Annotated in this window: 19 protein-coding genes; 6 read left to right on the top strand and 13 right to left on the bottom strand. The window is 36.5% G+C overall.

Annotated elements, in window-relative coordinates; translation table 11 throughout:
- Positions 1 to 3: 3 nt before the first annotated feature.
- Positions 4 to 1,149 (top strand): permease, encoded by a 1,146-nt coding sequence (locus ACH3O9_RS14975; RefSeq protein WP_416441849.1) that lies wholly within the window; start codon positions 4 to 6, stop codon positions 1,147 to 1,149.
- Between the two features lie 49 nt (positions 1,150 to 1,198).
- Positions 1,199 to 2,551: a dipeptidase gene (locus ACH3O9_RS14970; RefSeq protein ID WP_416441847.1), complete on the top strand. Its 1,353-nt coding sequence runs from the start codon at positions 1,199 to 1,201 to the stop codon at positions 2,549 to 2,551.
- A 74-nt stretch (positions 2,552 to 2,625) separates the two neighbouring features.
- On the opposite strand, the gene ACH3O9_RS14965 is transcribed toward ACH3O9_RS14970, so the two are convergent.
- The 7 genes from ACH3O9_RS14965 to ACH3O9_RS14935 all read right to left on the bottom strand — a co-directional run bounded on the left by ACH3O9_RS14965 (position 2,626) and on the right by ACH3O9_RS14935 (position 8,926).
- On the bottom strand, positions 2,626 to 3,363 hold the full coding sequence (locus ACH3O9_RS14965) for a DUF3891 family protein (RefSeq protein ID WP_416441845.1): 738 nt from the start codon (positions 3,361 to 3,363) through the stop codon (positions 2,626 to 2,628).
- A 3-nt stretch (positions 3,364 to 3,366) separates the two neighbouring features.
- Positions 3,367 to 4,179, bottom strand: coding sequence for an SDR family NAD(P)-dependent oxidoreductase (locus tag ACH3O9_RS14960; protein WP_416441843.1), 813 nt, complete (start codon positions 4,177 to 4,179; stop codon positions 3,367 to 3,369).
- Between the two features lie 695 nt (positions 4,180 to 4,874).
- Positions 4,875 to 5,609, bottom strand: coding sequence for a LytR/AlgR family response regulator transcription factor (locus tag ACH3O9_RS14955; protein WP_416441841.1), 735 nt, complete (start codon positions 5,607 to 5,609; stop codon positions 4,875 to 4,877).
- A complete protein-coding gene (locus ACH3O9_RS14950) occupies positions 5,609 to 6,634 on the bottom strand; it encodes a sensor histidine kinase (RefSeq protein WP_416441839.1) in 1,026 nt (341 codons plus the stop codon). Before ACH3O9_RS14950 ends, ACH3O9_RS14955 begins: the two co-directional genes overlap by 1 nt.
- Before the next feature lie 6 nt (positions 6,635 to 6,640).
- Positions 6,641 to 6,973 carry a DUF4907 domain-containing protein gene (locus ACH3O9_RS14945; RefSeq protein ID WP_416441837.1) on the bottom strand — a complete coding sequence of 111 codons (333 nt, stop codon included), beginning with the start codon at positions 6,971 to 6,973 and terminating at the stop codon, positions 6,641 to 6,643.
- An 83-nt stretch (positions 6,974 to 7,056) separates the two neighbouring features.
- Positions 7,057 to 8,052, bottom strand: coding sequence for a Kelch repeat-containing protein (locus ACH3O9_RS14940; RefSeq protein ID WP_416441835.1), 996 nt, complete (start codon positions 8,050 to 8,052; stop codon positions 7,057 to 7,059).
- Between the two features lie 4 nt (positions 8,053 to 8,056).
- A complete protein-coding gene (locus tag ACH3O9_RS14935) occupies positions 8,057 to 8,926 on the bottom strand; it encodes a DUF6268 family outer membrane beta-barrel protein (protein WP_416441833.1) in 870 nt (289 codons plus the stop codon).
- A 227-nt stretch (positions 8,927 to 9,153) separates the two neighbouring features.
- On the opposite strand from ACH3O9_RS14935, the gene ACH3O9_RS14930 reads away from it, so the two are divergent.
- Both ACH3O9_RS14930 and ACH3O9_RS14925 read left to right on the top strand, forming a co-directional pair.
- On the top strand, positions 9,154 to 10,461 hold the full coding sequence (locus tag ACH3O9_RS14930; RefSeq protein ID WP_416441831.1) for a DUF4270 family protein: 1,308 nt from the start codon (positions 9,154 to 9,156) through the stop codon (positions 10,459 to 10,461).
- On the top strand, positions 10,454 to 11,683 hold the full coding sequence (locus ACH3O9_RS14925) for a hypothetical protein (RefSeq protein WP_416441830.1): 1,230 nt from the start codon (positions 10,454 to 10,456) through the stop codon (positions 11,681 to 11,683). The genes ACH3O9_RS14930 and ACH3O9_RS14925 overlap by 8 nt, the downstream gene beginning before the upstream one ends.
- Positions 11,684 to 11,735: 52 nt before the next feature.
- On the opposite strand, the gene ACH3O9_RS14920 is transcribed toward ACH3O9_RS14925, so the two are convergent.
- Positions 11,736 to 14,201 carry a zinc-dependent metalloprotease gene (locus ACH3O9_RS14920; RefSeq protein WP_416441828.1) on the bottom strand — a complete coding sequence of 822 codons (2,466 nt, stop codon included), beginning with the start codon at positions 14,199 to 14,201 and terminating at the stop codon, positions 11,736 to 11,738.
- Between the two features lie 142 nt (positions 14,202 to 14,343).
- Between ACH3O9_RS14920 and ACH3O9_RS14915 the strand changes: the two genes are divergently transcribed.
- On the top strand, positions 14,344 to 14,886 hold the full coding sequence (locus tag ACH3O9_RS14915; protein WP_416441826.1) for a hypothetical protein: 543 nt from the start codon (positions 14,344 to 14,346) through the stop codon (positions 14,884 to 14,886).
- Positions 14,887 to 14,921: 35 nt separating this feature from the next.
- Here ACH3O9_RS14915 and ACH3O9_RS14910 read toward each other — a convergent pair whose 3' ends face one another.
- From ACH3O9_RS14910 to ACH3O9_RS14895, 4 genes are all read right to left on the bottom strand, one after another.
- Positions 14,922 to 15,884: an aldo/keto reductase gene (locus ACH3O9_RS14910; RefSeq protein WP_416441824.1), complete on the bottom strand. Its 963-nt coding sequence runs from the start codon at positions 15,882 to 15,884 to the stop codon at positions 14,922 to 14,924.
- A 356-nt stretch (positions 15,885 to 16,240) separates the two neighbouring features.
- Complete coding sequence (locus tag ACH3O9_RS14905) at positions 16,241 to 16,708, bottom strand: universal stress protein (protein WP_416441822.1); 468 nt, start codon at positions 16,706 to 16,708, stop codon at positions 16,241 to 16,243.
- Positions 16,709 to 17,137: 429 nt separating this feature from the next.
- Positions 17,138 to 19,411 carry a BamA/TamA family outer membrane protein gene (locus ACH3O9_RS14900; RefSeq protein WP_416441820.1) on the bottom strand — a complete coding sequence of 758 codons (2,274 nt, stop codon included), beginning with the start codon at positions 19,409 to 19,411 and terminating at the stop codon, positions 17,138 to 17,140.
- Positions 19,401 to 24,377 carry a translocation/assembly module TamB domain-containing protein gene (locus tag ACH3O9_RS14895; RefSeq protein ID WP_416441818.1) on the bottom strand — a complete coding sequence of 1,659 codons (4,977 nt, stop codon included), beginning with the start codon at positions 24,375 to 24,377 and terminating at the stop codon, positions 19,401 to 19,403. The genes ACH3O9_RS14900 and ACH3O9_RS14895 overlap by 11 nt, the downstream gene beginning before the upstream one ends.
- A gap of 221 nt (positions 24,378 to 24,598) precedes the next feature.
- Between ACH3O9_RS14895 and ACH3O9_RS14890 the strand changes: the two genes are divergently transcribed.
- Positions 24,599 to 24,877, top strand: coding sequence for a hypothetical protein (locus tag ACH3O9_RS14890; protein WP_416441816.1), 279 nt, complete (start codon positions 24,599 to 24,601; stop codon positions 24,875 to 24,877).
- 51 nt (positions 24,878 to 24,928) lie between these two features.
- Here the strand turns inward: ACH3O9_RS14890 and ACH3O9_RS14885 are convergent, their stop codons facing one another.
- Positions 24,929 to 25,648, bottom strand: coding sequence for a hypothetical protein (locus ACH3O9_RS14885; RefSeq protein WP_416441814.1), 720 nt, complete (start codon positions 25,646 to 25,648; stop codon positions 24,929 to 24,931).
- Positions 25,649 to 25,844 lie beyond the last annotated feature (196 nt).

The raw sequence follows: 25,844 nt of genomic DNA, 5'->3' as shown, positions 1-25,844 counted from the left end.
AGAATGGAAATTACTTTACAAAAGACATTCACATTTATTCTTTTTATAGGTATAGGTTTACTACTAAAGCTAAAGTTTGACGGGAAAAATGAGATCTCAGGAATAAAGAAAATTATTCTGAATCTTGCTTTACCAGCCACAATATTTATTGCTTTACTCGGGATTAAAATTGATGCTAGCTTATTGCTTTTGCCAGTGATGGCATTAGCCTTAAACGGCATTCTGTTTTTTGGTTTTCCCTTGCTTTTACCTTTACTGGGCATTTACAGGAACTCTCCAAAATACAGGACAGCAAAGATGTTAATTCCGTCATTAGCACCGGGACTGTCCTGTTTTCCTTTTATTTTGGAATATTTAGGAGATGGTTATCTGGCAAAAGCTGCGATGGCAGATCTTGGCAATAAGGTTTTTGTATTAATGATACTTTATCTGGTTGCCATGAACTGGCATTATAAACTGCAATCGCAGGTGGTACGCAGTCAGGCTTCAAAATTGAAATCTCTATTTATTGCTATGATTTCAGAACCTGTGAATCTTTTTATTGCAGCTGCATTGATTCTGTTGGGTTTTGGTTTAAATATAGATTCTCTGCCTTTCGTTATAAGCGATACCCTTTTAAGATTAAGTACGTTAATGACACCATTAGTGCTGCTATTTATAGGCCTGGCGGTAAAAATAAGACGTAAACAGTTCACTCAAATTCTATCTATACTATTGCTTAGAGCGGGAGTTGTTGTTCTTGCCTGCACAGCATTTGTATACATTTTTAATGTTTCTGTTCAAAATGATATTCTCTTAATGCTTGCTTTTGGTCTAAGCGCTTGTAGTTTTTGGCCTTTTGCACATATTTCTGCGGTAGGTTCTCAGGAAGAAGATTTAGCTGATGGTCAAAAAACCTTTGATGGTACTTTTTCTATTAATATTCTCGCACTTTCGTTTCCTTTAAGCACAGCATTGATACTTGGAGTTTTGTCTAGCGGAAACACGTTCTACGGAATTTTACCTTTATTGATCCTATCCGGAGTACTCCTATTCTTAGGATTTATCCCTGTGATTTTCTTAAAAGCTCAGGAATTTAGACTTGAAAGTGCCAGAGAAAATAAAGAAGTAGCTCAATATGAAGCCTCTTCGGCAACTGAGGGCGCTTAATAAATGCTTTTTTATTTATATATTGACTGTCTTAAATTAGTAATACCCTATGATAAAAAAATACTCCTTTAAATTATCTCAAAAAATTTTTCTTCTTAGTTGTTTGCCTCTTTTTCTATGTTGTTTCTCGTGTACTACAGAAAAGAAAGCCGCAACTGCAGAAACTGAGGATGAACTTCTGGTACGAGCCAGAACTATACATAATGATGTTATCACGCTAGATACGCACTGCGATATAAACGTCAATAATTTTACAGATTCTATTAATTATACGCAGGATCTGGATACACAGGTTACTTTACCCAAAATGAAAGAAGGTGGTCTTGATGTTGCCTGGTTTATAGTTTATACCGGTCAGGATACTCTTACTGATGAAGGTTATCAAATGGCTTATGAAAACGCTATTTCAAAATTTGATGCGATTCATAAACTGGTAGAAGAAATTGCACCAGATGAAATTGAACTCGCAACCACATCTGATGATGTAAGACGTATTGTGAAAGCGGGTAAAAAAGTAGCGATGATAGGTGTTGAAAATGGTTACCCAATAGGAACTGATATTAAAAGAGTAGAAGAGTTTTACAACCGCGGAGCTCGATATATGTCTCTGGCTCATAATGGTCATAGCCAACTTGCAGATAGTAATACGGGTGAGAAAGACAGCATTTGGTTAAACAATGGTGTAAGTGATCTGGGAAAAGAAGTTGTTAAAGAAATGAATCGTCTGGGAATGATGATAGATGTTTCACACCCTTCTAAGGAAGCAATGAAACAAATGGTAGCTTTGAGTAAAGCTCCTATTATCGCATCACATTCTTCTGCCAGAGCGTTAGGAGAGCACAGCAGAAATCTTGATGATGAGCAACTTGAACTAATTAAAGAAAATGGTGGAGTGGTACAGGCTGTGGCATTTAGATCTTATGTAAATCCTGAAAAAGATGCAGCATTAGATAAATACCGTACAGAAATAGGCAAAGAAATAATGGATTCTCTGGGTTATAAGTGGGTAGAACGTGAAGATTTTCATAATCTATCTCCTGCAGAAAGAGTTGATTATTTTGCGCATTACCATAGCATGAGCGACCTAAGAGACAAAAAAATGGCTACAATAGATAGCCTTCCTCCTGCTGTGAATGTTAGTGATTTTGTAGATCATATAGATTATATGGTAGATCTTATTGGTATAGAACACATAGGTATTAGTTCAGATTTTGATGGTGGCGGCGGTGTAGAAGGCTGGAATGATGCTTCGCAAACTTTTAATGTTACTCTCGAATTAGTTAGAAGAGGTTATACCGAAGATGAAATAGCTAAGTTATGGAGCGGTAATCTTTTAAGAGTTCTGGATGAAGTGCAAAGTATTGCAGAGAATATTCAGGAAAAAAACAAAGAAGTTGAATAACCCAAGAGCCTGAGAAAACCGGTTTAAAAAGACAAAAACCTGCTGATTTCGCGTAAAAATCAGCAGGTTTTTATTTATTTTCTAAAGCTGAATGTTTCTCTTTTAAACGTGGCTGTATCTAAGGCTTTCGTTAATTCTTTGTTTGATCTAAAAGTTGATTCAGTAACAGGGTGCAGCTCTACTCCTACTTTAAACTTTTCGCTTTCAAAGCACCATGGCTCAACGCCTATGCTACCATCATTTCTACAAAAGATAAAATATTGCTCGCCTTCTATACTGGTGTTAATCTCGAGCATTCTTTCTACCGCAGGAAGTTTTTCCTGACATAGTATTAAAGAACATCTGTCGCAAAATCTTAAAATCTCATAATACGCAGCGGCCTCTTTTTTACTCAAGCCATAATGAGTGCGTAGCTCTTTTCTAATTTTCTTTTGCTTGAGCAGCATTTTTTTAAAACCGTTGTGTGTTTTTTCAAGATCGCCGTATAAGAATTCCAGATGTAGCGAAATTAACAGCGCAACGAAGCCAGATTTTCGCATCGCAGTATCAAAAACACGTTCTGCGCGTTCCAGGTTTTCATCTTCAGATCTATTAACTTCAGTAAAATCCTGTGGCATCCCGGCATCATTGAGATAAGGTTTTTCATTAAAATCAAGTTGATTATCATCATGCTCAATTATTGCCGTGAGTGTCTCAACCCAAAATTCAGGACGGAACTTATGCTTAAGATGGTGAGCGATCTGCCCGGCCAGAATACCATGGGCGTATTGATATATTATATCCCAACCATCATTTGTCTTTCTAACGATCATATTTTAACTAAAAGCTGATTCTACAGAGCCTGCATCTACTCTGTAATTACTTCCGTTTACAAAACTTGCTTTTTCTGAACACAAAAAGGTAATCACCGCTGCCACCTCATCAGGTTGCCCGCGTCTTTGCACCTCAATATGTGGCCGCTTGTTCTTAAGAAACCATTCAACCGCTTCTTCTACACTAATATTTTTCTCTTTAGCCAGTTCTTCCATCATTGCGTCTGTCATAGGGGTTTCTATATATGCCGGTGACACACTATTAACTAATATACCATCTTTACCATAAATACGAGACAAGCATTTTGAGAGGTTTATTATTGCGGCTTTACAAGCGTTATATGCACTTTCTTCCTCATAAGGCTGAAATGCATTTTCTGAAGCAATAAGAACGATTCTTCCCCATCCTTTCTTTTTTAACTGTGGAATAAAAGCTCTACAAATTCTTACCGCGCCCATAAGATCAACATTAATAGTCTCATGCCAATCATTATCTGTCAACTCCAGAAAGTCGCCCGCAGCTCCTCTCGCTCCCGCTGAATTGACAACAATATCAACTCCCCCAAAATTACGGTCTGTATATTCTGCCAGGGCCTCAACTTCAGCATTTTTAATAATATCACACACGTGGTAATAAACAGCGGCTTGATCATTAACTTTTAATATCTCTTGTTTAGCAAGTTTTAGCTTTTCTTCAGATCTGCTTGATAAAATTAAAGTGCACCCTTCTGCGGCTAAAGTTTTTGCCGTTGCTAAACCTATGCCTGAATCACTCCCAATAATAAGTGCGATCTTATTCTCTATCCCTAAATTCATTGATATAAATTTTCATATTAAAAATGCGCTAGTAAAACATAAATTTATTGTTACCAACTCTAGCTTAAAGAAAATTAATAAATTTTAACCATCACATTTTAATATAATTAGGATTCTGAATTTTGTTTTTTGTAGAATGATTAAAAATTTAGAGAAGAGAATTAATTTATATTATGTTTTATTTCTAAAAATTATATATTTGATCCTCTAATTTACGTTATGGGGGTGATAGTAAATTAGAATATAAAGCCTGGATAACTTATCCGGGCTTATTTTTTTGCATTACACCGCTTTTATTCACTGGGAGACATTTAGATTTCTAATTGTTTGTTAGGCGATTACAGCTACATATATTTCAGCTTAAAGTTACAGGTTTCTATTCCTCAGGTCTTCTTGCGCTTGATTCATTAGTTTTATATCCGGAAATATAATTCGGGTTTATAGTAGAAGTTTCTTTTGCTATTTACGCGTACTCTTTCCCGGATATTGTCTACTTGCGGGAGATTTTACCCTACATTTTAACGATATTAGGCTACCTGGAGGAGGTTTTATGCTTAGACTAAAAGAGGCCACCTTCATTTTTTAGCTTTCGCGGAAATCATTTTTTCAAGTGCTTAAAAAAGCAATGAATCTGATAATAAAATCGGGTGAAAATGAGTGAAAATCGGTGTTTTATGATGTATTTTTAGATTACATCAACCAATTTTTAGCTGTGCAAAAACTATTTCTTTAAAGGTTTCACCTATTGGGATGCGCACATCGTTAATAACGATCTTAGTTTTCTGCACAGCCTTTATATAATTTACATTCACCACAAAGCTTCTGTGTACACGCAAAAAGCTGTTTTTAGGAAGCTTCTCCTGAATATCCTTAAAACTGGACAAGGTTAAAATTGCTTTATCAGATTGTGAGGTGTAAATTTTGATGTAATCCTTCAATCCCTGTAGATAAATAATATCTGCTGTATTGATCTTGATATTTTCGTATTCAGATTTTATAAAAATGAAATCTGCTATAGTTTCAGTTTCATTACTAGGTTTTGTAGATGCAGTTTCCGGTTTATTTCTGCGGTAGGTTGATTCATGCTTTTCTTTCGCTCTGGCGATAGCTTTTAAAAACCTGGGAAACGGAATGGGCTTTACTAGATAATCTGTGGCATTGAGATCAAAACCTTCTAAAGCATACTGCGGATAAGCCGTGGTAAATATAAATTGCGGCAGATTATCTAGCGTTTTTACTAACTCAATACCGCTCAGGTTAGGCATCTCAATATCAAGAAATACAAGGTCTACTCGATGCCTGTTTAAAATGGTAATTGCATCAAGGGGATTTGTGCATTTTGCTACAACTTCCATCCCTCCTACTTTTTCTAAATATGTAGTTATGACATCTATCGCAAGAGGTTCATCATCAATTACAACACACTGCATTAGTTTAGCTTTAATTTTAAATATACCACAAATTTGTTGTCTACTTCTTGCACTTCTAAAGTATGTTTGTCTTTGTATAACAGAGCGATACGGTCTGTGGTATTTTGCAACCCGATACCAGAATTATTAACGTCTTTTTTACGGTTACCAATCACATTTACACATTTAAATTCTAAGTAGTTGTGATTTATATTTATTGTGATTCTTACTTCAGTATTGCCTTTAAAATCTGTACCGTATTTAAAAGCGTTCTCTATGAAAGAGATCAATAAAAGCGGTCGTATTTTCTGATTAGTAACGTTACCATGTATGTTAAGCGTTATATTCTCATTATTTGCAATACGCAGCCGTTGTAATTTTAGATAATTCTGAATATACTCGAGCTCATCTTTTAGCGAAACAAAATCATTATCGGTTTGATATAACATGTAGCGCATCAACTCAGACAGTGTGATAACAGCTTCAGGAGCGTCATCAGATTTTTTTGTGGTTAGTGCATAAATACTGTTGAGGGAATTGAATAAAAAATGTGGACTCAATTGGTTTTTTAAAAAATTGAGTTCACTTCTGGTTTTATAGGTCTCTATCTCTTTTTTCTTGCGTTCATTTTGGTTCCACTCTTCATACATTTTTATTGCAGTTCCTATCACAATAAATGACATTGCGGTGATTAAGGGAAATACAAATCTAAAAATATCAAAGAATGGTGGTCGCGGTCTGTTTTCAAACCTAGCCTCTGCCATACGTTCTCTTACCTCCGGAGGCATATTTTGAGGCCAGAAAGCAATTATGAGTACCGGCAGAACTAAGGAGATGGCAACAGCAATTATATATTTTTTAGTTTGCTTAGTAAGCAAATAAGTGGGCACAAAAAACAAGTAATTCATGTAAAACAGGAGCATATTAACTCCCATTAAAAGCATGAAGTGAAAAGGGAACAACTCCAGATTCCAGTATATCTGAAAAATAAATAGGCATAAAAAACCTAACCAGATTGATAAATGAACAAGAACTTGTTTTCTCATTGACTGTTATTTAGTTTGAGAATAGCAATCTAGTGCTATCGCGGTGTTCTCTAATTCTTCTTTAGAAATTGCGGGATTAAGTTTTAAGGTAATTTTTTCTATCACTAAATGAGCTATTTTTTTTGCATCTTCTTTAGTACAAAATACCGCTTTTTTCTCAAGTGCAGGTATATACGTTTGTTTAATAAGAGTTTTCTCATGATCTATAATTTTATAGCCATAGCCCATTTCTGATCTAAAAATCTGCACTTTTAGGTCATTTTTCGCGCCAGAGCGCCAGATAATGCCGCAACCTATTATTAAAAGGCCAGCATAAATAAATAGGGTTTTCAATTTCATAATCAAATAAAAAAACCCGGAGCATTCCAATCATCTGTAAATTTTTAAAAACACTCCGGGCAACAAAAAAAAACATGTACTACTTAATCTTCATCATCATAATCTTCTTGAGGGAAAATTTCATATGCATCATCGAGGTATAAGCTGCCAGATCTCCCCAGCAAAACAAATGCGCGACTACCTGTGGTAAAGCTTAGAGCATCTTGTCTCGCTGTAGCTTCGAGGGTTGTGATATTCTCCCATTCATCTAAAGCAGGATCATATTCCCACGTGCTACCTACTGCGCCGCCGCTGTAGCCGGCAACTATATAACCTAAGCCGTTTAGGCCAAAACCTACTGCATTAGATCGCGTTATTGTGTAATCATCTTCTTCATCCAGATCATTGAGCTTTGTCCACACTTCTGCAGTAGGATCAAACTTCCAGAAATCTGTTTTGTAAAGTCCGTTGCTTACTCCTGTGCCCAGGTATATAAGACCGTCAATTGAGAATGATGTTGCATCTCTGCGCTTATCACCGCCAAAACCTACTAACTCAGACCACGTGTCTGCTGTGGGATCGTATTTCCAGAAATCCTTTTTATCATTATCACCATCGTAACCCGTACCTATAAAACCAGCCGTATTACTGGCAAAACCAACAGCAGCTCGTCGCACACCGCCGCCAAAGTCTGCTTTTTGTGACCATGAGTTTGCCGCAGGATCATACTGCCAGAAATCGCTAAGTTCATCTTCACCGTCATAACCTATGCCTACATATCCTTTATCGTTTACTGCAAAACTACTCGCAGAACTGCGCGCTGTACCGGGAAAATCTGCTTTTTGCACCCAATAATCGCCTTCTATATCATATTGCCAGAAATCACTCAAATAATCATCGCCATCATATCCTGTCCCCATGTAGCCATAATCACCTATCGTAAAGCCGGCAACGTTACTTCGTGGAATACCGTCAAAAACTGAGCGCTCTTTCCAGTTACCTCTGTCTGTATCGTCATCGTCAGACGAGCAACTCGTAAAAGTAACCGCAGCAAGAACTAGGATTGCTATTAATTTTTTATTTTCATTCATCTTAATCATTGTATCATTTTTTGAGATTAAATTTTATTCCGGTTGAAAAAAATGGTCGTGAAGGCATGTCAAAAGCAAAGACCTGATTTTCTGTATTATTAAGTAAATTGAATTTGTTCTTGAGTAGATATCCGCCTTTGAGCGAAAAAGACCAATTATCATCTAAAGCATACTCATACCCTAAACTCAGTGTGGTAGCGCTTAGTTCTGTTTTTGCTGCAGATGTGTTGGTATTTAAAATTATGGGAGTACTTAAATTGGCATACATACCATCTTGCGTAGCAATTACCATAAAAGAATTATTAGGATCAAGCGCATACCGCACCTGCGTTTGCGGGAAACCTATCTCGTAAGACAGATTTTCATCTATTTGTTGACTAATACTTAATTCTGGCAACCACTTAGGTTTGCCCAAGTAAGTCCTGTAACCCAAACCCAATTTTATATTGAGCGGTAAATCTGAATCTGCTGTTTTTACTATATGAAAACCTCCTGTATATAAAAGATCTTGGTTTGATATTTTGCTAGTTAAATTTGAGGCAATAGCCGTATTAAAATCGGCAGTAAATGACCAGTTTTCCGCTAAATTATACCTAAAATCGACGCCTGCAGAAACATTATATAAACGTTCTAATTCTGATGTTTCTAAAGGAAAACTTTCTAAAAATTCTGCTCTGTAATAGTCTGCATCCAGTGCAGCGGTGATTTCAAAATTCTGCCATTGAGCAGGAATATTAATTAATAATGAAGTCTTGTTTAGATCAACATCTTCATTATTAGCCGGGGCTAAAGCATAATCAAACGCAAACAGATCTTTGTTAGTCTGGCTATACATTTTAGTTCCTATAGTAAGAATGAGAATTAGCATCAGGTTTTTATTCATTACTGAATTTCAATTTGAGCCAAAACTATACAGCCACCACAGCCTAAGAAAATATTTTATATGATCGTGTGATTAGTCTATACCAGCAGGCTTTTTTAGCAGACTAAACATAGGTCTACCCATTGGTAGACTAAAAATCGCGGTTTAGCTAGTAAAAATCGGCTTTGGTATAACACATTTTAGCAGGACATCTTCAGCCGATAGCTTCGCTGAAATTCTGATATACTATGAAAAAATATCCGGTGGTGGTAGCACTACTTTCTTTCTTCCTATTTATACTGCTAATCGCTTGTAGTAAAGATGATGCAAGCTTTCCTGTAGGCGAAAGTTGGGTCTCTAGCGATACAAAAGTTTACTTTATAGATACTGTGACCGTAGAATCTTCAACTTTCAAATTTGATTCTATAAGTGTGAGTGGCGCAGATCGATACTTAATAGGTGCTTACACAGACAGTGTTTTTGGTCTAACCAAAAGTAAATTATTTGCACAGCTGTCTAATACTACCTATTCTATAGATGATGATGCGCAGTTTGACTCTATTGCCCTAATTCTTAATTACGACAATTACTATTACAGCGACACAACAAAACTGCAAACCTTTACCGTTCACAAAGTTCTACAAAACATAAAACCGGAAGAGGAATCATTTTACAACACATCAAGCTATAGAAGTGATCCCGCTTCAATTGGTTCTATTACGTTTAAACCAAAACCAATACGAGAAGATTCTATTCATCTTTTGCTCAATAATGATTTTGGGAAAACACTTTTTGACAATTTGCAAAATGATGTGATCAATAATTCTGACGAATTCCTTTCTGCTTATAAAGGGTTACTTATTGATCCTGATGATAACAATACAGTAGTGCTGGGTTTTGCGACGAGTAGTTTCTTACGAATTTACTACACACTAGAAAACGAGACTGAAGATGATGAGGAAACTCTGGATATTTCTTTTAGCGCCACTAATACATTTAATAATATATCGAGCGAGCAGGCAGATACTTATTTTGAAAACCTTGCAGAGCAGCAAGATCTTATTAGTAGTAAACTCACTAATAACAGCAGTTTTATTCAAGCCGGTACTGGTATTGCCACACGAATAAGCATCCCATTTATTGAACGTATCAATGATATCAATGGGCAGGGAACAATTCTGGATGCAAATTTAAAGATTAGCTTAAAAGGAAATTCAGATATGTATAATCTCTTTACGCGAGATTCACTGCAGCTTTATATTATCGATCAAAAAAATCAAGTTCTTGGTCAGTTATACGATTATTCAGGCGCTAATGCAGAGGGTTTGCTAACGCAGAAAAACGAGGAATTTAAAACGATAAATTATACGATTCCTGTACAATTATTTCTCGACCAGAAACTCTCTCAATTTAATGGCGAGAATTGGTATCTCGCACTGTACTCGAGCAATTACAACACCTCTGTAGATCGTTACATTCTTAACGGTGAAGCTGCTAAAGAAGATTTACGCTTAAAATTAGAATTAACCTATGCCGTTTATAATGAAGATGAATAAATTAACCGCGATAACGGTTATACTCGTGCTTTTTTCAATCACAGTAATAGCGCAGACAAACACACAGTCTAATTCACCTTATTCTTCTTATGGGCTGGGTCTTACTAATAACTTAAGTACAGGTAAAACCAATGCTTTAGGCAATGCGGGTATTGCAATACCATCTGCTACAGCCATCAACAATCTCAATCCTGCATCAATGGCCGGGGTACCGCTTAAAAATTTTATGTATGATTTTGGTTTTAAGGCGCAGTCTGCCTTACTTTCAGAAGGAGCGGGCAGTGAAACTAAATTTAACGCTACGTTTTCTAATTTGGCTTTTGCTTTTCCGCTTTCGCCAAAATCGGGATTGGGTGTTACGCTTATGCCTTATACAAATGTGGGCTATACTATTGATGGGATAATTTCAGATATTGAGGGTTCACAGGATACTTTTCTTACTAATATTGAAGGTTCCGGCGGTCTCAATACACTTGATCTTAATTACGGTTATTCTATCTTACCTAACTTTCGCGTAGGCGTAAAGGGTTCTTATCTTTTTGGAAAAATAGAGCAAACAGAAACTAACATTTTTGTCAATAACCAACTCACAATTCATGATTATAACAGATATAATGGGCTGCAATTAGGCGGTGGACTGCAATATGATTTTAGCGAAAAATTCTCATTAGGATCAGTAGTAAATTTACCTACCAGCCTCAACGGAAATAAACACAGTATTGTTTATCAATTATATGATGATGAAATCGTTACTGATGAAGATCTGGCTGATTTTAAACTTCCGTTGGAATTGGGTTTCGGTTTTAAGGGTAAAATAGCCGATAATTATACCTTTTATGCCGATTATCGCAAGAACTTCTGGGATGCCACAAACCAATCTGATAAGCTGGGCACTTACACAGATCAGGATATTTATGGTTTAGGTGTTGAATTCTTACCTAACGGAAACCCTTTAAGTTACTGGAATGCTGTGCAATATCGTGCGGGATTTAATTATGATACAGGAAACCTGACCATCAATAACGAGAAGGTAAATAATTACGTTCTAAGCGTGGGAATGGGTTTGCCGCTTAATAAGCGAAACAATTCTACTCTAAACCTTATGTATTCGTATGGCCAAAAGGGACAGATAAACAATGGGTTGATAAAAGAGAATTATCATTTAATCACGCTTAATCTCAGCTTAAACGGATTGTGGTTTATAAAATCAAAATTCAATTAAAAAGAAAACCCCGAAGAGTGATCTTCGGGGTTTTGAGTATAACATTATAAATCTATGCTCTTGGATCTAAAATAAGATCAATACGCTCTTTAAGATCCTGTAAATGATAACGACTCATCGTATCTGAAGTTCTGCCTAAAGCTGAATTGATAGAGCGTTTTAAAGTGTTCAATTCTGCGCGGGCAATTGCTCTAATATCAGACTGGCTTACTTCTACGTCTGTTGCATTATAGCGTCCCTCCTGCTCTTTGGTCATTAAATATGCTAACCTGTCAACATACGCGCGTTGCAGGTTTCTGCGATACGTGTCTATTTTAGACCCACGATCTAGTTCACTAAAGATGCCTTTACGTAAATCATCCATCATTTCAGAAAGGGAGTAAGATGAACTTCCATTTAAGGCTTCATTTTCTATCATACGTCCCATTCTTCCAAAATCTAGCACATTGTTCAACGTTCTTACCTGTGTGCTTCTAATGCGCTCTACATTACCATCATGCTCAATCTTGTTTAAGATATTACTGTCTATCATCCATTCTGGAGTGGTGAACAATTCATCCTGTAAGAATTTCATGCTTTCCTTCTGGCGTTTTTCAGGCACCGGAGTATACACAGCACCTTCCTGATCATAGGTTTTGTTATATTCATAAACGCCGCCAATGTTATTAGAAACGTGACCCATATAACGGTTGTATTGACTTAAAACCTGACCGTATAAAGTACCCAGATCTTCATAATCTTTACCATCTTCTTTGGTCCATTCTATAAGATTAGGCACAATGCGTTTTAAGTTTGCAATACCATATGTGCTTGCTTTTACAGCATCATCGCCCAGATCTTCAGTTTGTGAGCTGGGGTCTACCACTTCGCGTTGCTGGCTTCCAAAACGGTACATTGGGTCACCTGCATGTTCTAAAATCCAGGAATCTAAAACAGATTTTTCTTCTTTCCCTTTTTTATCGAGAATAGGCTTGTAACCCCACTTGATGGCATATTTATCATAAACGCCAATGTTAGGCATAAGCGCTACATCTTTATCTCCCCGTTGCGCCACATAATTAAAACGGGCATAATCCATAATAGAAGGTGCGGTACCATATTTTTTAGTAAAACTCGCCGATCGTAACGAGTCTACGGGATATGCAACACTGCTACCCATGTTATGCGGTAAACCTAAGGTGTGCCCCACTTCATGAGAAGAAACAAAACGAATCAACCTACCCATGATCTCGTTTTTAAAAGCCACACCGCGAGCATCTTCATTAATTGCTGCTGTTTGCACGAAATACCAATTGCGAAGTAAGGTCATCACATTGTGATACCAGTTAATATCTGATTCTAATATCTCACCACTACGAGGATCTGAAACGTGAGGACCGTTAGCATTAGGGATAGGTGAAGCTAAATAACGCACTACAGAATATCGCACATCTTCAGGAGACCAATCTGGGTCTTCTTCTACAGTTGGAGCATCTTTTGCAATAATGGCATTTTTAAATCCTGCTGCTTCAAAAGCTACCTGCCAGTCTTCAATACCTTGTTTTATATAAGGTCTCCACTGCTCTGGCGTTGCACGATCAATGTAATAAACAATTTGTTTTTTAGGCTCAACGAGTTCGCCGCTTTTATACTTCTCAATATCCTCATCTTTCACCTCAAGTCTCCAGCGATCAAGGTAACGTATGGTTTTGCTTTCTTGCGCATCAAGACCGTAATCTGTCTGCCCGCGAGCAAACCAGCCCACGCGTTGATCAAAATATCTGCGTTCCATAGGCTCCTTTGGTAAAAGAACCATAGAATTATTCATTTCTACAGTAATAGACCCCAGACTTTCATTACTGGGAGCATTCTTGGCATTATAAGTTTTTACATGCCTCGCTTCAATATTTAGCGGGTAACTTTTCAGGGTTTCAATGTAGCTACGATCTTTATCTACATTAGAAACTTTATATTCTTCTCTGTAACGATTGGGTATACCCAAAGGCATAACATCATCTTCATACAGGCCATTAACTTCTATAACAGTACTTGTAGAATCTTTACCTACAGCTTTAATGTCAAAAGCGTATAAAACTGGTTCAAAATTTGAGTTTACAACGGCCTCGTGTATAGGCAGAGAATCTGCAGCAAAGATCTGATGAGAAACTACGCGTAAAAGAACTTTTTTAGGACGCTTCTCCCAGCGCAGTACCTGAGTGTTTGTTTTACCGCCACCAAAACCGATATCTGTAGCAGTTTTCGCGATACGCGTAACCATTAACATCTCTCTATTAAAGAGACTGTCTGGTATTTCATAAAAGAAATTGTCATCTACTTTATGCACGGTAAAAAGCCCGGCATCAGAAACGGCATCTTTTGTAATTACTTTACTGTACGGTTTAATTCCGTTTTTAGGAGAATCTTTAGTTTCGCTTTTAGCGGTTTCATTCTTTGATTTTTTCGAGACCTGCGAGCTTCCACAGGACATAATGAAAAGGGATGTGCCTATAAGGGTGAGGCGGAGTAATTTTAATTTCATAAAGTTTATTGTTCAAGCAAGGAATTTACAGTACACTTTGCTAATACTTTGTTAATATATTCTTAACAGTTTCTGTTAAAGTTTTGAAGATGATTTAAGCTGAAGTAATTTAGTGTTTCAACTAACCTACAACCTATTTACTATGTTTAGCATGACAAAATATGACAGAAGGGCTTTAACTGGTGGAATTATAGCAACCGTGATAACTGGTGCAGGTGCTTTCTTACTAGGAAATATAAGTGGATACGAAGCAAAAGATCTTATAAAATCCTCCCTGCCAGGTATAGATACTTTGTGCAATACAATTGTGCTTGCTTCTGCAACCATTCTAGCTTTACTGCTTACCCTTTTAAGTTTAAGTTCATCTATAGAATCTAAACTTAAAGATATTCACTACATGCAGGTTCTTAGAATTGCGAAAATTGATACCGCTGTTTTTGTAGTTTCTCTTATCACTTTTCAGGTATTTAATATCCCCATTACAGAATCTGATCAGGTTCCTAATACCTGGTTTACTTACATCTATTACGTCACACTGGGTTTATCTTCTTTGTTAAGCGGCGGGCTTATTGGTGTAGTGCTTATGCTATACAACACCGTAGAAAATATTATTAAAATAGTAGGTTTAAAAATAGAAGATCACCCTCTTTTGTACACCGAAGAAGATGAAGACAAAAAAGAGTGATCTCTAAAATTTTACTTTGAAATAAAGCAGGACGGCTAGTTTACAGCTTCAGATTTTAAACTGGCTTTATTTAATTCTGATATTTCTGCTGATGAAAGTTCAACTTGAAGAGCTTCGTCAAACGATTTTAATTGGTTTATTTTACTCGCACTAGCAATAGGCGAGGTTATACCCGGTTGTTGCATTGCCCAGGCAATCGCCACACCTGCCTGCGATATTTGATGCTCCTGAGCTACTTTTTCAAGTGTTTTGAGCACTTTTTTACCCCTTTCATTAAAGAATTTAGAAACAAATCCCTGTCTAGCACTTCCTTCAGCATCATCTTTCTCGCTGTATTTACCGGTTAAGAATCCGCTGGCAAGCGTGAAATAATTAGTCACACTAATATTTTTTTCGATACAAAAATCTTTGTAGCCGTGTTCAAAACCTTCTCTGCTCATCAAATTATATTCAGGCTGGTAGACCTCATATCTGGGCAGATCATGCTTTTCTGAATATTCTATCGATTCCTGTAATCTGGCTAGCGGAAAGTTAGATGCTCCTATATAACGCACCTTACCTTCATTAATTAATTGATTATAGGTTGCAAGCGTTTTTGGTATAGAACCATCATCATCTTTATGACTAAAATAAATATCTATGTAATCTGTATTAAGACGTTTTAAACTTTTATCTGCCTGATCAAGAATATGCTCAGGCGAAAGATCTATTGAGCCCTGCCCTACATCCATACCAACTTTTGTTGCAATAATCATTTTATCGCGATTACCGCGTTCTTTCATCCACTCTCCTATAATGGTTTCACTCTCACCGCCTGAGTTGCCTTCTGCCCAGCGTGAATAAACATTAGCCGTATCTATAAAATTCAAGCCTCTTTCCAGAAGAGCATCCAGAAGTTTAAATGAAGTTTTCTTATCTGCTGTCCAGCCAAAAACATTCCCGCCGAATGTTATAGGTGGTACCTGTAAATCTGTTTTTCCTAATTGTCTCTTTTCCATAATGCTTATTTTGATAATAAAATTACAATAGAAAAGAACAAAAAGTTCATTACCTTACCTAAAGTAATGTTAATCAATATGGCTCTTTTAGCCCATTAATTATATATTGAACCATACTAACTAACCAATAAATATGAAAAATTTATTTAGAGCCCTTCTTGCTGGCTACGGAGCAAAAAAAATAGGTGGCGGTCGCTGCGGTTGCATTGGTACCATTGTGGTATTTGTAATTCTATACTGGCTTCTAGGATACGTTTTTAAGATATTTTAAGCCGATTTTTACTCAAAATAAGCGGTTTTTTTGAATATAGATTTCCTATAAACAAAATTCACATTACTTATTTGTAGGTTAAAATTTAGGCTGGCTTAGTGACCTGTGTAGGCACAAGATGAACAGGAATTTTAGTATGTTCTATAACTCTGCTGGCTACGGTGCCCATCAATAATTTTTCTAAGGTGCCGTGGCTGTGAGTTCCCATTACAAGAATTGTAGCGCCCCACTCTTCTGCGTATTTTAAGATCGCATCTGCAGTTTCGCCTTCGGCTATATGTGTTTGTACAGTCTCATCATTAAAATGCATGGCGGCCGTAGTTAAATAATTCTCTGCAACGCCACGCAGCTCCCCATAAATATTAGGATTAAAAGGAACCTCATAACCATCAAAACCCATAAAGGAAGGATATTGCATACCATAATAACTTACATCTGCCACTACATGAACGAGACAAATTTGTGCTCCCAGCGTTTTTGCAAGTTGGTATCCTTTTTCAGCAACAGCCTCAGAAGCCGGATTATAATCTATAGCGATAAGAACTTTTTCCATGATTGATTATTTGGTTGGTTGTATTGAGATCAAACTACTATAAAGTTAACTAAATGTGCTTGATTTTCATACTCGATTGAAATACTATTTAGCGTAAATAAATGAAAAGAAAAATCGGGTAGAAACCAGTGAATATCTCCCTTAAACAGCAAAAAATCCGACTAAAAAGCCGGATTTTTATATTTTTTTGATTGTCAATAATTAAAGGTAAAAGGCCTGTTTGCCACTCTTAAAACAATGAAGCCGGTTTGAAAGCCTATTGTTCTATTGGTTATTAGAATAATAGCATGATTAAAAGTTTAAGTTAGGTTCATAGCGAAAGTAGATCAAGACTTTTCAGTTTCCTAAAACTTTTGCATACTTTAACTTACACAGTATTAATTTGTTAAAAACTTTAGTAATATAAATCTTATTAAAATTTGAATGATCTTAAAAGGGATAGCCTATGGCGAAATTAAGTACCGGGTTTTGCACGTCAAAATTCCATTGTGACCCTTTTGAGAGCGCGGGGTCATGAAGAGGGGCCGCAAGATCAAGACGAATAACAAAACTTTGAATATCTACACGCAAACCAAAGCCTGCACCAATACCCAACTGATTTATAAAGTCTGAAGTAAATTTGCCGCCTTCCAGACCTCCCTCTTTAGTATTCCAGATGTTACCCGCGTCTGCAAATACAGCACCTTTAAGCACATTTATTAACGGGAAACGGTACTCGATATTCGCCTCAAGTCTTAGATTACCCGTTTGATCAAAATAAGCCGAATTATCATCTTCACCACCCTCATATGTTCCTGGTCCCAATGATCTTATTTTAAATGCGCGCACACTATACGGCCCACCGGAATAATACAATTTTGTATAAGGTAAAATATCAGAATTCCCGTAAGGAATCCCAATACCTGCAAAAAGTCTGGTAGCTATAACCTGATCTCCTCCTAAATTAAGATGATATCTAAAATCTGCATCTGCTTTTACATATTGTGCATATTCAAGACCTAAAAATGTTTGAGGATTTTCTGCACCATGACCACTTATTAAGTCTATGCTGTTTCCTGCGGTGTCAAAAGTTGCATTTAAAAAGAATTGATGTCTCGCAGTTGCATCTACCATACCGTTGTATGTAAATGAATAGGTGAGACCTGAAATAAACTGCTGATCAAAACTGCTTTGCAAAAATGGATTATCTGCCAGGATTTGATCAAACTCTTCAGTCGTATTGCTCAGTTTTACATAGTTTAAAGAAATAGGATTGATCTCATGTGTAATGTATCGGTTTGCCTGCCAGGTATAGCCAAAAGAAGCTGTGACTGAACCTAAACTGAATAACTGACTTCTATTAAGATAATCAACACCCAGACTTATTTTTGTTTTTGGAATGCTGTATTTAAAGAAATCGCTGTTTATATGCACGGGAAATAACATACGGGGATAAATGAGATCACCTTTCAATCCTAATTGTATGCTACTTAAACCAGATTGATTACCGCCGGCAAGTTGCACCTCGTAACCAAAATTAGCTGACACATTGAGCACTTCTCCTCCTTTAAATAAATTGCGGTTAGTAAATGTGAGAGCAAGACTGGGTCCTGCGAAATTATTAGATTTTGTTACTGCCTGTAATTCTGCTCTTAAAGCTCTTTTAGTTAATGGCGAAAGAAAAATATTGGCCTCAAGTAAACCTAAGCTATCTGTATTTGTAGAATCGATCTCATCGTATCTAATATTCACAAATTTATAAGCACCTATAGAACCTAGTCTTCTGCTTGTGTTTCTAGAAATATCGGGATCGTAAAGTTGTCCTTTTTCTATCTGAACAAAAGGATCAAGTCTGTCTGGTCTAAAAAATTCTTCTTTTTGAATAAAATTTTTATCTGCCAGCTTAACGGTGTCTTGTCGTACAGAATCCTGACCTATCGTATAATTGGGAAATATATTGACCCTGCCAATTTTATAAGGAACTGTAGATTTTTTCGGTACATCTTTTTTTAATCTTAAAAAGAGATCATACCTTCTGTTATCGTATTGGTTTGTATCTGCTTCAAACAGTAAAAGACCTGCGTCAAAATTGTAATATCCTTTTTTCTTCAGATCAGTATCAATGCGTTGTCTTTCAACCTTCATAGCGGTAAGATCAAATCGCATATCTTTTTTCATTACAGATTCAGACAGATCTTGCTTAATATCTTTATATATCTTGAGTGAATCATTATCTAGCTGATAGGTTTGCATGAGATAGGGCTGCAACAGTCGTACGTTATAATCTACATTCGCTTCTTTAGAAATAGTATCTTCTTCTACCGAGGAGGTGACATTACTGTAGAAAAAACCTCTGTTCTCAAGACGATTCAGCAGGATTTGTTCCATTTCGTAAGTATCAACATCAGAAAGATAAACGGGTTCCTCACCCATTTTTTTATTTAAAAACTTATTGATGAATCCTGGTTTTTCTCTTTGCGCTTTATAATGAAAATAAAGCCCGGGGTGCATACCCAGAAACTTCTTGTTAGAATCAGGTCTTAAAGTAGCTTCTAATTCGCTTTTAAGCAATGCCTCATTATCTACCACAGTATCTGAAACCATATTAATAGAAGCACCTTCATACAGCAGTTCATCATCAGGAACAAATCGTTCTACACTACAGGACTGCAGGACAGTGAAAACTATAAGCGTTGTAAAAAATAAACTGGTTCTATTCTTCATTGGTTGCTTCTTCTTCTTCTTTCAAAATTGCGTTCCAGAGCTCATTAAATTTGTTGAACTCACGGGTAAATATTAAAGCGATACCACTAACGATCAACTGGCCATCGATCACATTCTCATATTCATTACGTCTAAAACCCTGAAGTCTAAAACGGCCGTCTTCGGTAAGTAAATATTCCAGACTTACATTGCCAATAACGGGAGTACTCTGTGAATTATCTGGCGCACTTCCCTGTATATCTACTTCGCTGCCTACACGCACGATTAAACGATCATTAAGCAGCTTTTTCTGAGCGGCAATATCAAGCGTTGTACGGTCTTGTGGAGCATCACCCTGATAATCTGTAAAACTGTTAAGTCCGAAATCAAGTTCAAGACCGGTATCTTTTAATAATTTATCTGAAGCGACATTTAGTTGATCTGATAAAGCCTGGTTTAGGTTATCACGCGCAATTGTTGCTGCACCGCCACTACTCCCGTCGCTACCAGATTCTGGGAAGAAACGATTAAGCACTAATAATGAAAAGACTTGTTTGTTCAGTTCATTTTCCTGTTGGTTTAATTGCTGCACTCTACCATAAACCTGGCCGCCTATAGCACCACGATCATCACGTGGCATATCAAGATTAAAATTGATCTTAGGCTGCATCATTTCGCCATCAATATTCAGATAAACTAAGAAAGGTAACACCTGTTTGTAGCGATTACGTGTAGAAATATCAGAACCAGAAGTCTGCGCCGCCATAAGCGCAGAAGCCGAAGTCTCAACATTGTAATACGCTTTCACATTAAGATCTGCGTCAAAAATATCACCCGACCAGGAAACGCTGCTACCATCTGCAATTTCAAAACGTCTTTTTACAAGATTGTACAAACTCATCTCATAATGGCCGTCACTAATGTCATACCTTCCGGTTAGTGTGGTCCTGCCGTTAGGGTACATATTAAAATTAAGATCACCTTCACCTTTCACCTGAAAGTTATCTCCCGTTTCTTCATCTATAATAATGTTGAAAACGGCATCCTCATCTACAGAAAGTAAAGCATCTATCTGAAAACCGGAAACCGTATATGATTTCTCCTGAGTTTGGGTAAGTATAGCATCAGGGTTTTCTTTATTGACAAAAATCACAACACCGTCTCTTGCTTCTACCTGAACTTCTGAGGCCGGAACCACGTAAGTGACATTTGTACTAGACCCTACATCAAGTTTAAGATTTACCTTAGGCAAATTAAGATCACCGGTAATAGCCGCATCTACATCAAAAGAAGCTTTACCGTAAAAAAGATCATTATCTTCTGCTGTTGAATTTAGAAGTTGAAAATTATCTGCCTTTAAATTAAGATCAAAAGAAGGGTTTAGAAAGCTTTCAGTAAGTATATCTCCATTTACGGTAAATGCATTTTGTGTAGAATCCTGAACCGTAAAATTATCAAAGTAAATACCCTCATTATTTAATGTTACTGTTTCATCTGGAAGCAAGAATGGCTCATTGAGCATCGCAATTTTAAAACCAGCTTTATTAAAATGTAATTCGCCATCATATTGTGGGTCTGCAGTTGTGCCAGTCACTTTAATAGAACCTGATAAATTACCAGATCCATTAGTCACTTCTCCATATGAGAAACCTTCTGCCGCGCTCATACTTATCTTATTTATATCTAAAGAAAGGTCAAGCAGCGCAGCTGTAGTATTAGCTTTGTAATTTCCGGTCAGGTCAAGGTCTACTTCGCCACCTTTTATCGCCATATTAAAATCATAATTTTCATTACCTAATGATTCGGCATTAAGATTTAAAGTGCCCATATCTACGCTCATCATATTCAAATCATTGATGTTTAAATCGGCCAGCATTCCCGGACTATTAAATGGATCTTCAACAATAAAACTTCCGTTAAGATTACCAGTGGCGAGTTTCTTTTCCGGGTTTAGATAACTAAGAAGGGTTGCGAGATTAAAATTTGAGAAATTGAGACCAATATGTTCGGCTTCAACATTAGGCATATTATTAGTTACTTCAAAAGACTGGTTTTCTCTCTGAATTTTAAAATCGCGGAAAACAATAGAATTATCGGCTATTTCGACCCGATTATTGGCTGCAGCCTGCCATTTATTTCGGTTTAAAATAAGTGAATCTGGTACTATATGAAATCGTAAAGTATCATTACTCTTTGTGAATTGAGATTGCATTTGTACAATTTTCTTGCCCTCGTAAGTAGAAAGAAAATCAAGAAATAAAGTCTTATCTGCAACGTTACCATTAATTATGGTTTTCTTGATAGCAACAGGCCCGGCATCAAGCTCATTAAGGCCAAAATCAAAATTCATATGATCTGCATTAGAATCAAAATTTAAGGCCAGACTGTCTATAGTATACCCGTTGTAGTTTACATATGGCAGATCAATATTTGCTGTTAATTCACGCTTTTTTTCACTAAAATCAACTGCAATATTTACAGTGTCAAGTTCTCTTAAGTTAGCTACCAGAACCTCATTAAGAATAGGTGTTTGATTAATCGTCCCGCGTACTCTCACTTCTACCGGTCTGGTCAACGTATCTGTACGTGACTCATTAGATAAGTATGTTTTGATATGGTTTTGTATTGCTGTAGTGAAAGCTGCCGGACTAGCGTTTGATTCTAAATTAAGATCAATAATTCTGTTATTTATATTTATTGAAGTAGTATCTGGATTAACGTGTGCATCAATATCAACATCACCTAAAAGATAAGCCTGATTATCATAAACCGCTACACCTTCTGTAATCGACGAGTTAACGTCATATGAATCTGCATTCCCTTTAAAATCTGCTTTTAGTTTTAAGGCCGCTTTTACATTTCGCGAAGCTAGACCTAACGCCTGCAAATCTGCCCCTATCACGTCAAGATTCACATTTGCTTCAGGAGCTACAGAATCTAATACAACAGCTGCATTCAAATTCATATTTAGATTGTCATCCTTATATTTTGAATTAAGATTACCCTTGCCGTTATTGATATCACCAGAAAGATTGAGATCATTAATTACATAGCCGTTATATGTAAATTTTTGTACCGTAGCATCAATCTGAGCATCCAGATTATTAATCGTGTTTCCTGAACCTTGAGTTGTTATTGTCAGGTTTAAATCACCTAACTGATCATTCTGTAATAAATTACCAATCTCAATATTAGAGGCCTCGACTTCGGCATTAAAGGCGATAGCATCACCAAAATCAAAATTACCATCAAGATGCACATTACCCATACTTGTGTTGAGATCTGCTAATGCATCTGCAGATTGCGTACCTCCTTTTACATTTGCACTTAAAGTGATCGTGTCAGGAAGTTTTAAACCCAGTTGTTGCTCATCAAGAACCTGAATTAGATCGCTTCTTCTGGTCGCTATTTTTACTTTCGGAAAATTATATGTGAGATTATCAGGGTCTGTCGCATTTTGAAGTGATCCTGTGGCAACGATAGAAGTATTTTGTCCCCAGTTAATATTAAGATTAGGAATCTGAATATCTGCTAATTTACCGGATGCTTTTAGCCGCCCAAAAACCGGATTTTTAGCCAATTTTACCAGATTTTCATTATTTTTTAAATCAGGTTGAAAGAGAAAAACGTCATTTATATCTACATCTATTTCCTGCAGATCAAGATCAAGAAATGCGTTTTCTGGCGTTTCTATAAATGAAGCAAGACTTAAGTATTTGAGATCAAGATCTCCTTTTAGCGTATTGCCGTTTACAGCAGCCATTAGATCACCCACATTAATTTCCTCATCGGTAGCGTTAACATCGAGAGCAAAATTGCGCACATTTATACCAGAAAATTCCTGAAAATTTAAAGCCTTTACGGTTAGTCCCGCATGTTTATCTTCTAAAATTACTGAGTCAATAGAAAGACTTAGATCATTGAGCTTAATTGCATTGGGATTCAATTTACCTTTTTGCGGTTGGGCACCATTTACATAATACTCAACATTATTATTAGCCAGTTCTATATTGTCTACAGCTACATGCATTGCCGGCCATGTAAAACCTTGAGATAAATTTTGAGGTTTTGGGCTGGAAATTACGGAATCTTTTACGGTTGTTTCGACTAAAAAATCAGAGTTATTTAGGCTGATTTTACCCAATTTATAGTCGGTTTTTGGCAGGTTTAGGTCGATTTTTGTAGCCAGAAATTCACCTATTTTAACTCTGCTATTAATGCCGCCGGGAATAGAATTATAATTGGCCGTTACATAAATGAGTTCAATATCGTCTATTGCTAGTTTAGGTAGCGCACTTTCTTCTGTACTTGTAGTATCGACCACAGACTTGAACTGATTAAAATCTACATGAGTGTCTGCCAGTTTAATTTCGCTTAAGCGAAAATCCATATTATCAAGATCTGTATGATCTACAGAAGCTTCAAATTGAGAAAGATCGAGATCAAGGTCTATACCGCCTACAGAATCGAGGTATTTTACTTTAAAATCTTCAAAATGAAAATCCCTAAGAGAGATATTCATGGCAGTTGCCGTAGTATCCTGAGCAGTGGTTGTGGAATCCTGCGTTACAAAAGCGTCTATTAAAAATTGATAGTTGAAGCCATTTACAGAGTCATTACGTATAATATTTGCTCGTAATCCCTGCCAGTCTACTTCATCAATCCCAATTCCGTTACCTGAAATAATAGGCCATAAAGGTATATCTGCTTCTAATGATCTTGAATAAACTAAGGTGTCCCCTTTTTTATCTTCCAGAAACAAACCGTCTAACTGTATGTCACCTGCAAAGGTTACAAACAACTTGTCGATCTCAACATTTGTATTGGTTTTGTTTTCAATATAAGAAACAGCCTTGTTGACAATAATATTTTGACCCCATGGCGATCGTACAAAAAGAATAATTAAAAGCAGTAGCAGGAGAATAACGCCAACCACCTTTGCTAATATGCGCAATATCTTTAAAACAATCTTTTTTTTCTTTTTCAAAATGCTTAAGCTAAACTTCTCAAATTTATTGAAACCTATTTACAGTTTTTAGCGAGATTACGTTTATTACAGCCATATTTTAATAAACTTCTGTTAAATCTAAACTGCAGTAACTGTGCTTAATGCGGAAATATTAAAACGATGTTATAATTCTATATAGTCCTGTTAAATTGTAATTAGAACTTTCATTATATCTGTAACTTTAAAATAAAACAACTATTATGGCAGATAAACAGAAAAATATAGACTACGATCCAGATTTGACGAAAGAAGATCTTGATATCTTAAAACAGAAAAACATTCATAAAGACGGTGGCGATGATCAACAATTGCGCGATCGAGAAAGAGAAGTAGATTTTGCAGGTTCAGATCTTGATGTTCCCGGAAGAGAGGCCGCTAAGAAAAATAAAGGCAACGGTCTCAATGATGAGGAAAATAAATTACACAGCCAGGGCGGTCCCGGTAAAGATTATCTGGATGAACAGGACGGTAAGCTTTAAGCAGGATTATAAAGAATGAAATAGGAGCCAAATTAACTTTTGGCTCTTTTTTTAGTCCTTAACGAAAGTTACAGTTGCTTTTACACCGGTAAGCATGTTCCACTCATTGTTGTAGATTGTATTTCCGTTCTCATCATAGACGATAAACTGCGCTGTATTAGGACCAGTGCTACCTTGATTTACAGCTAAAAATGTAATTTTATTAAAACCTTTATCTAAAGGTAGATTTACCCCATTATAAGACGCATCCAGATACATGCCGTTTCTTACGATCACATCATTGATCATAATTGTTATTCTATCGCCGTCAATAGCACCAAAATCTCTGCAAACCACACGTATCCCTTTAGCCTTACTCTTTATCTCACCGTAATTAATATCATTTTGCTGTGGCATATTCATAGCCGCTTCACGCTGCACCTGTCTTTCATTCATCTGCTGTGTATAGCGCGCACCGGCATCTGCAAATTCTTCTTTTGGTTTCATCATATAAAACGATGTTGCATTCTCACCTTCAAGCGGATCGTTTAATGTACTATTTAAAGGAAAATTAGATTTAGGTAATTCGGTTTTAAGACCTTCTATGCTTAGGTTTGAAGATTTAGGCTTCTCTATGTTATTAACCTGAGCAGTATCTTTTACAGCCGGGATTTTAAAGGAGCCCGATTTTTGATCTATTTGAGCAAAAGCAGAATAACCTCCTATAAAAAGAAAGACCACAAGCATACATATGCCTGCCGAATCAAACCCAAACTGATCAATCTTTTTCAACACTCTTTTTTATTTAATACGGTAAAATTATACAAATGTTGCAGATTCATTATTATTAATTTATTAATGTTTATAATCTACGCAGCCATAACAGACATTTACAGTTATCATGCCAGACAAATAGCTAAAGCGAAATAATTACGAAATCGATTGATATTTCGTATATTGTTATGAAAGAAAACACCTTTTAAAATCA

This window comes from Leeuwenhoekiella sp. A16, from assembly GCF_047946675.1.
Taxonomy (GTDB): Bacteria; Bacteroidota; Bacteroidia; order Flavobacteriales; family Flavobacteriaceae; genus Leeuwenhoekiella.
This window is presented reverse-complemented; position numbering and strand designations above follow the sequence as displayed.

Bases quoted from the DNA above. Each gene is read 5' to 3' on its own strand.
- ACH3O9_RS14975 (WP_416441849.1), top strand. From the start codon at position 4: ATGGAAATTACTTTACAAAAGACATTCACATTTATTCTTTTTATAGGT.
- ACH3O9_RS14970 (WP_416441847.1), top strand. From the start codon at position 1,199: ATGATAAAAAAATACTCCTTTAAATTATCTCAAAAAATTTTTCTTCTT.
- ACH3O9_RS14965 (WP_416441845.1), bottom strand. From the start codon at position 3,363: ATGATCGTTAGAAAGACAAATGATGGTTGGGATATAATATATCAATAC.
- ACH3O9_RS14960 (WP_416441843.1), bottom strand. From the start codon at position 4,179: ATGAATTTAGGGATAGAGAATAAGATCGCACTTATTATTGGGAGTGAT.
- ACH3O9_RS14955 (WP_416441841.1), bottom strand. From the start codon at position 5,609: ATGCAGTGTGTTGTAATTGATGATGAACCTCTTGCGATAGATGTCATA.
- ACH3O9_RS14950 (WP_416441839.1), bottom strand. From the start codon at position 6,634: ATGAGAAAACAAGTTCTTGTTCATTTATCAATCTGGTTAGGTTTTTTA.
- ACH3O9_RS14945 (WP_416441837.1), bottom strand. From the start codon at position 6,973: ATGAAATTGAAAACCCTATTTATTTATGCTGGCCTTTTAATAATAGGT.
- ACH3O9_RS14940 (WP_416441835.1), bottom strand. From the start codon at position 8,052: ATGATTAAGATGAATGAAAATAAAAAATTAATAGCAATCCTAGTTCTT.
- ACH3O9_RS14935 (WP_416441833.1), bottom strand. From the start codon at position 8,926: ATGAATAAAAACCTGATGCTAATTCTCATTCTTACTATAGGAACTAAA.
- ACH3O9_RS14930 (WP_416441831.1), top strand. From the start codon at position 9,154: ATGAAAAAATATCCGGTGGTGGTAGCACTACTTTCTTTCTTCCTATTT.
- ACH3O9_RS14925 (WP_416441830.1), top strand. From the start codon at position 10,454: ATGAATAAATTAACCGCGATAACGGTTATACTCGTGCTTTTTTCAATC.
- ACH3O9_RS14920 (WP_416441828.1), bottom strand. From the start codon at position 14,201: ATGAAATTAAAATTACTCCGCCTCACCCTTATAGGCACATCCCTTTTC.
- ACH3O9_RS14915 (WP_416441826.1), top strand. From the start codon at position 14,344: ATGTTTAGCATGACAAAATATGACAGAAGGGCTTTAACTGGTGGAATT.
- ACH3O9_RS14910 (WP_416441824.1), bottom strand. From the start codon at position 15,884: ATGGAAAAGAGACAATTAGGAAAAACAGATTTACAGGTACCACCTATA.
- ACH3O9_RS14905 (WP_416441822.1), bottom strand. From the start codon at position 16,708: ATGGAAAAAGTTCTTATCGCTATAGATTATAATCCGGCTTCTGAGGCT.
- ACH3O9_RS14900 (WP_416441820.1), bottom strand. From the start codon at position 19,411: ATGAAGAATAGAACCAGTTTATTTTTTACAACGCTTATAGTTTTCACT.
- ACH3O9_RS14890 (WP_416441816.1), top strand. From the start codon at position 24,599: ATGGCAGATAAACAGAAAAATATAGACTACGATCCAGATTTGACGAAA.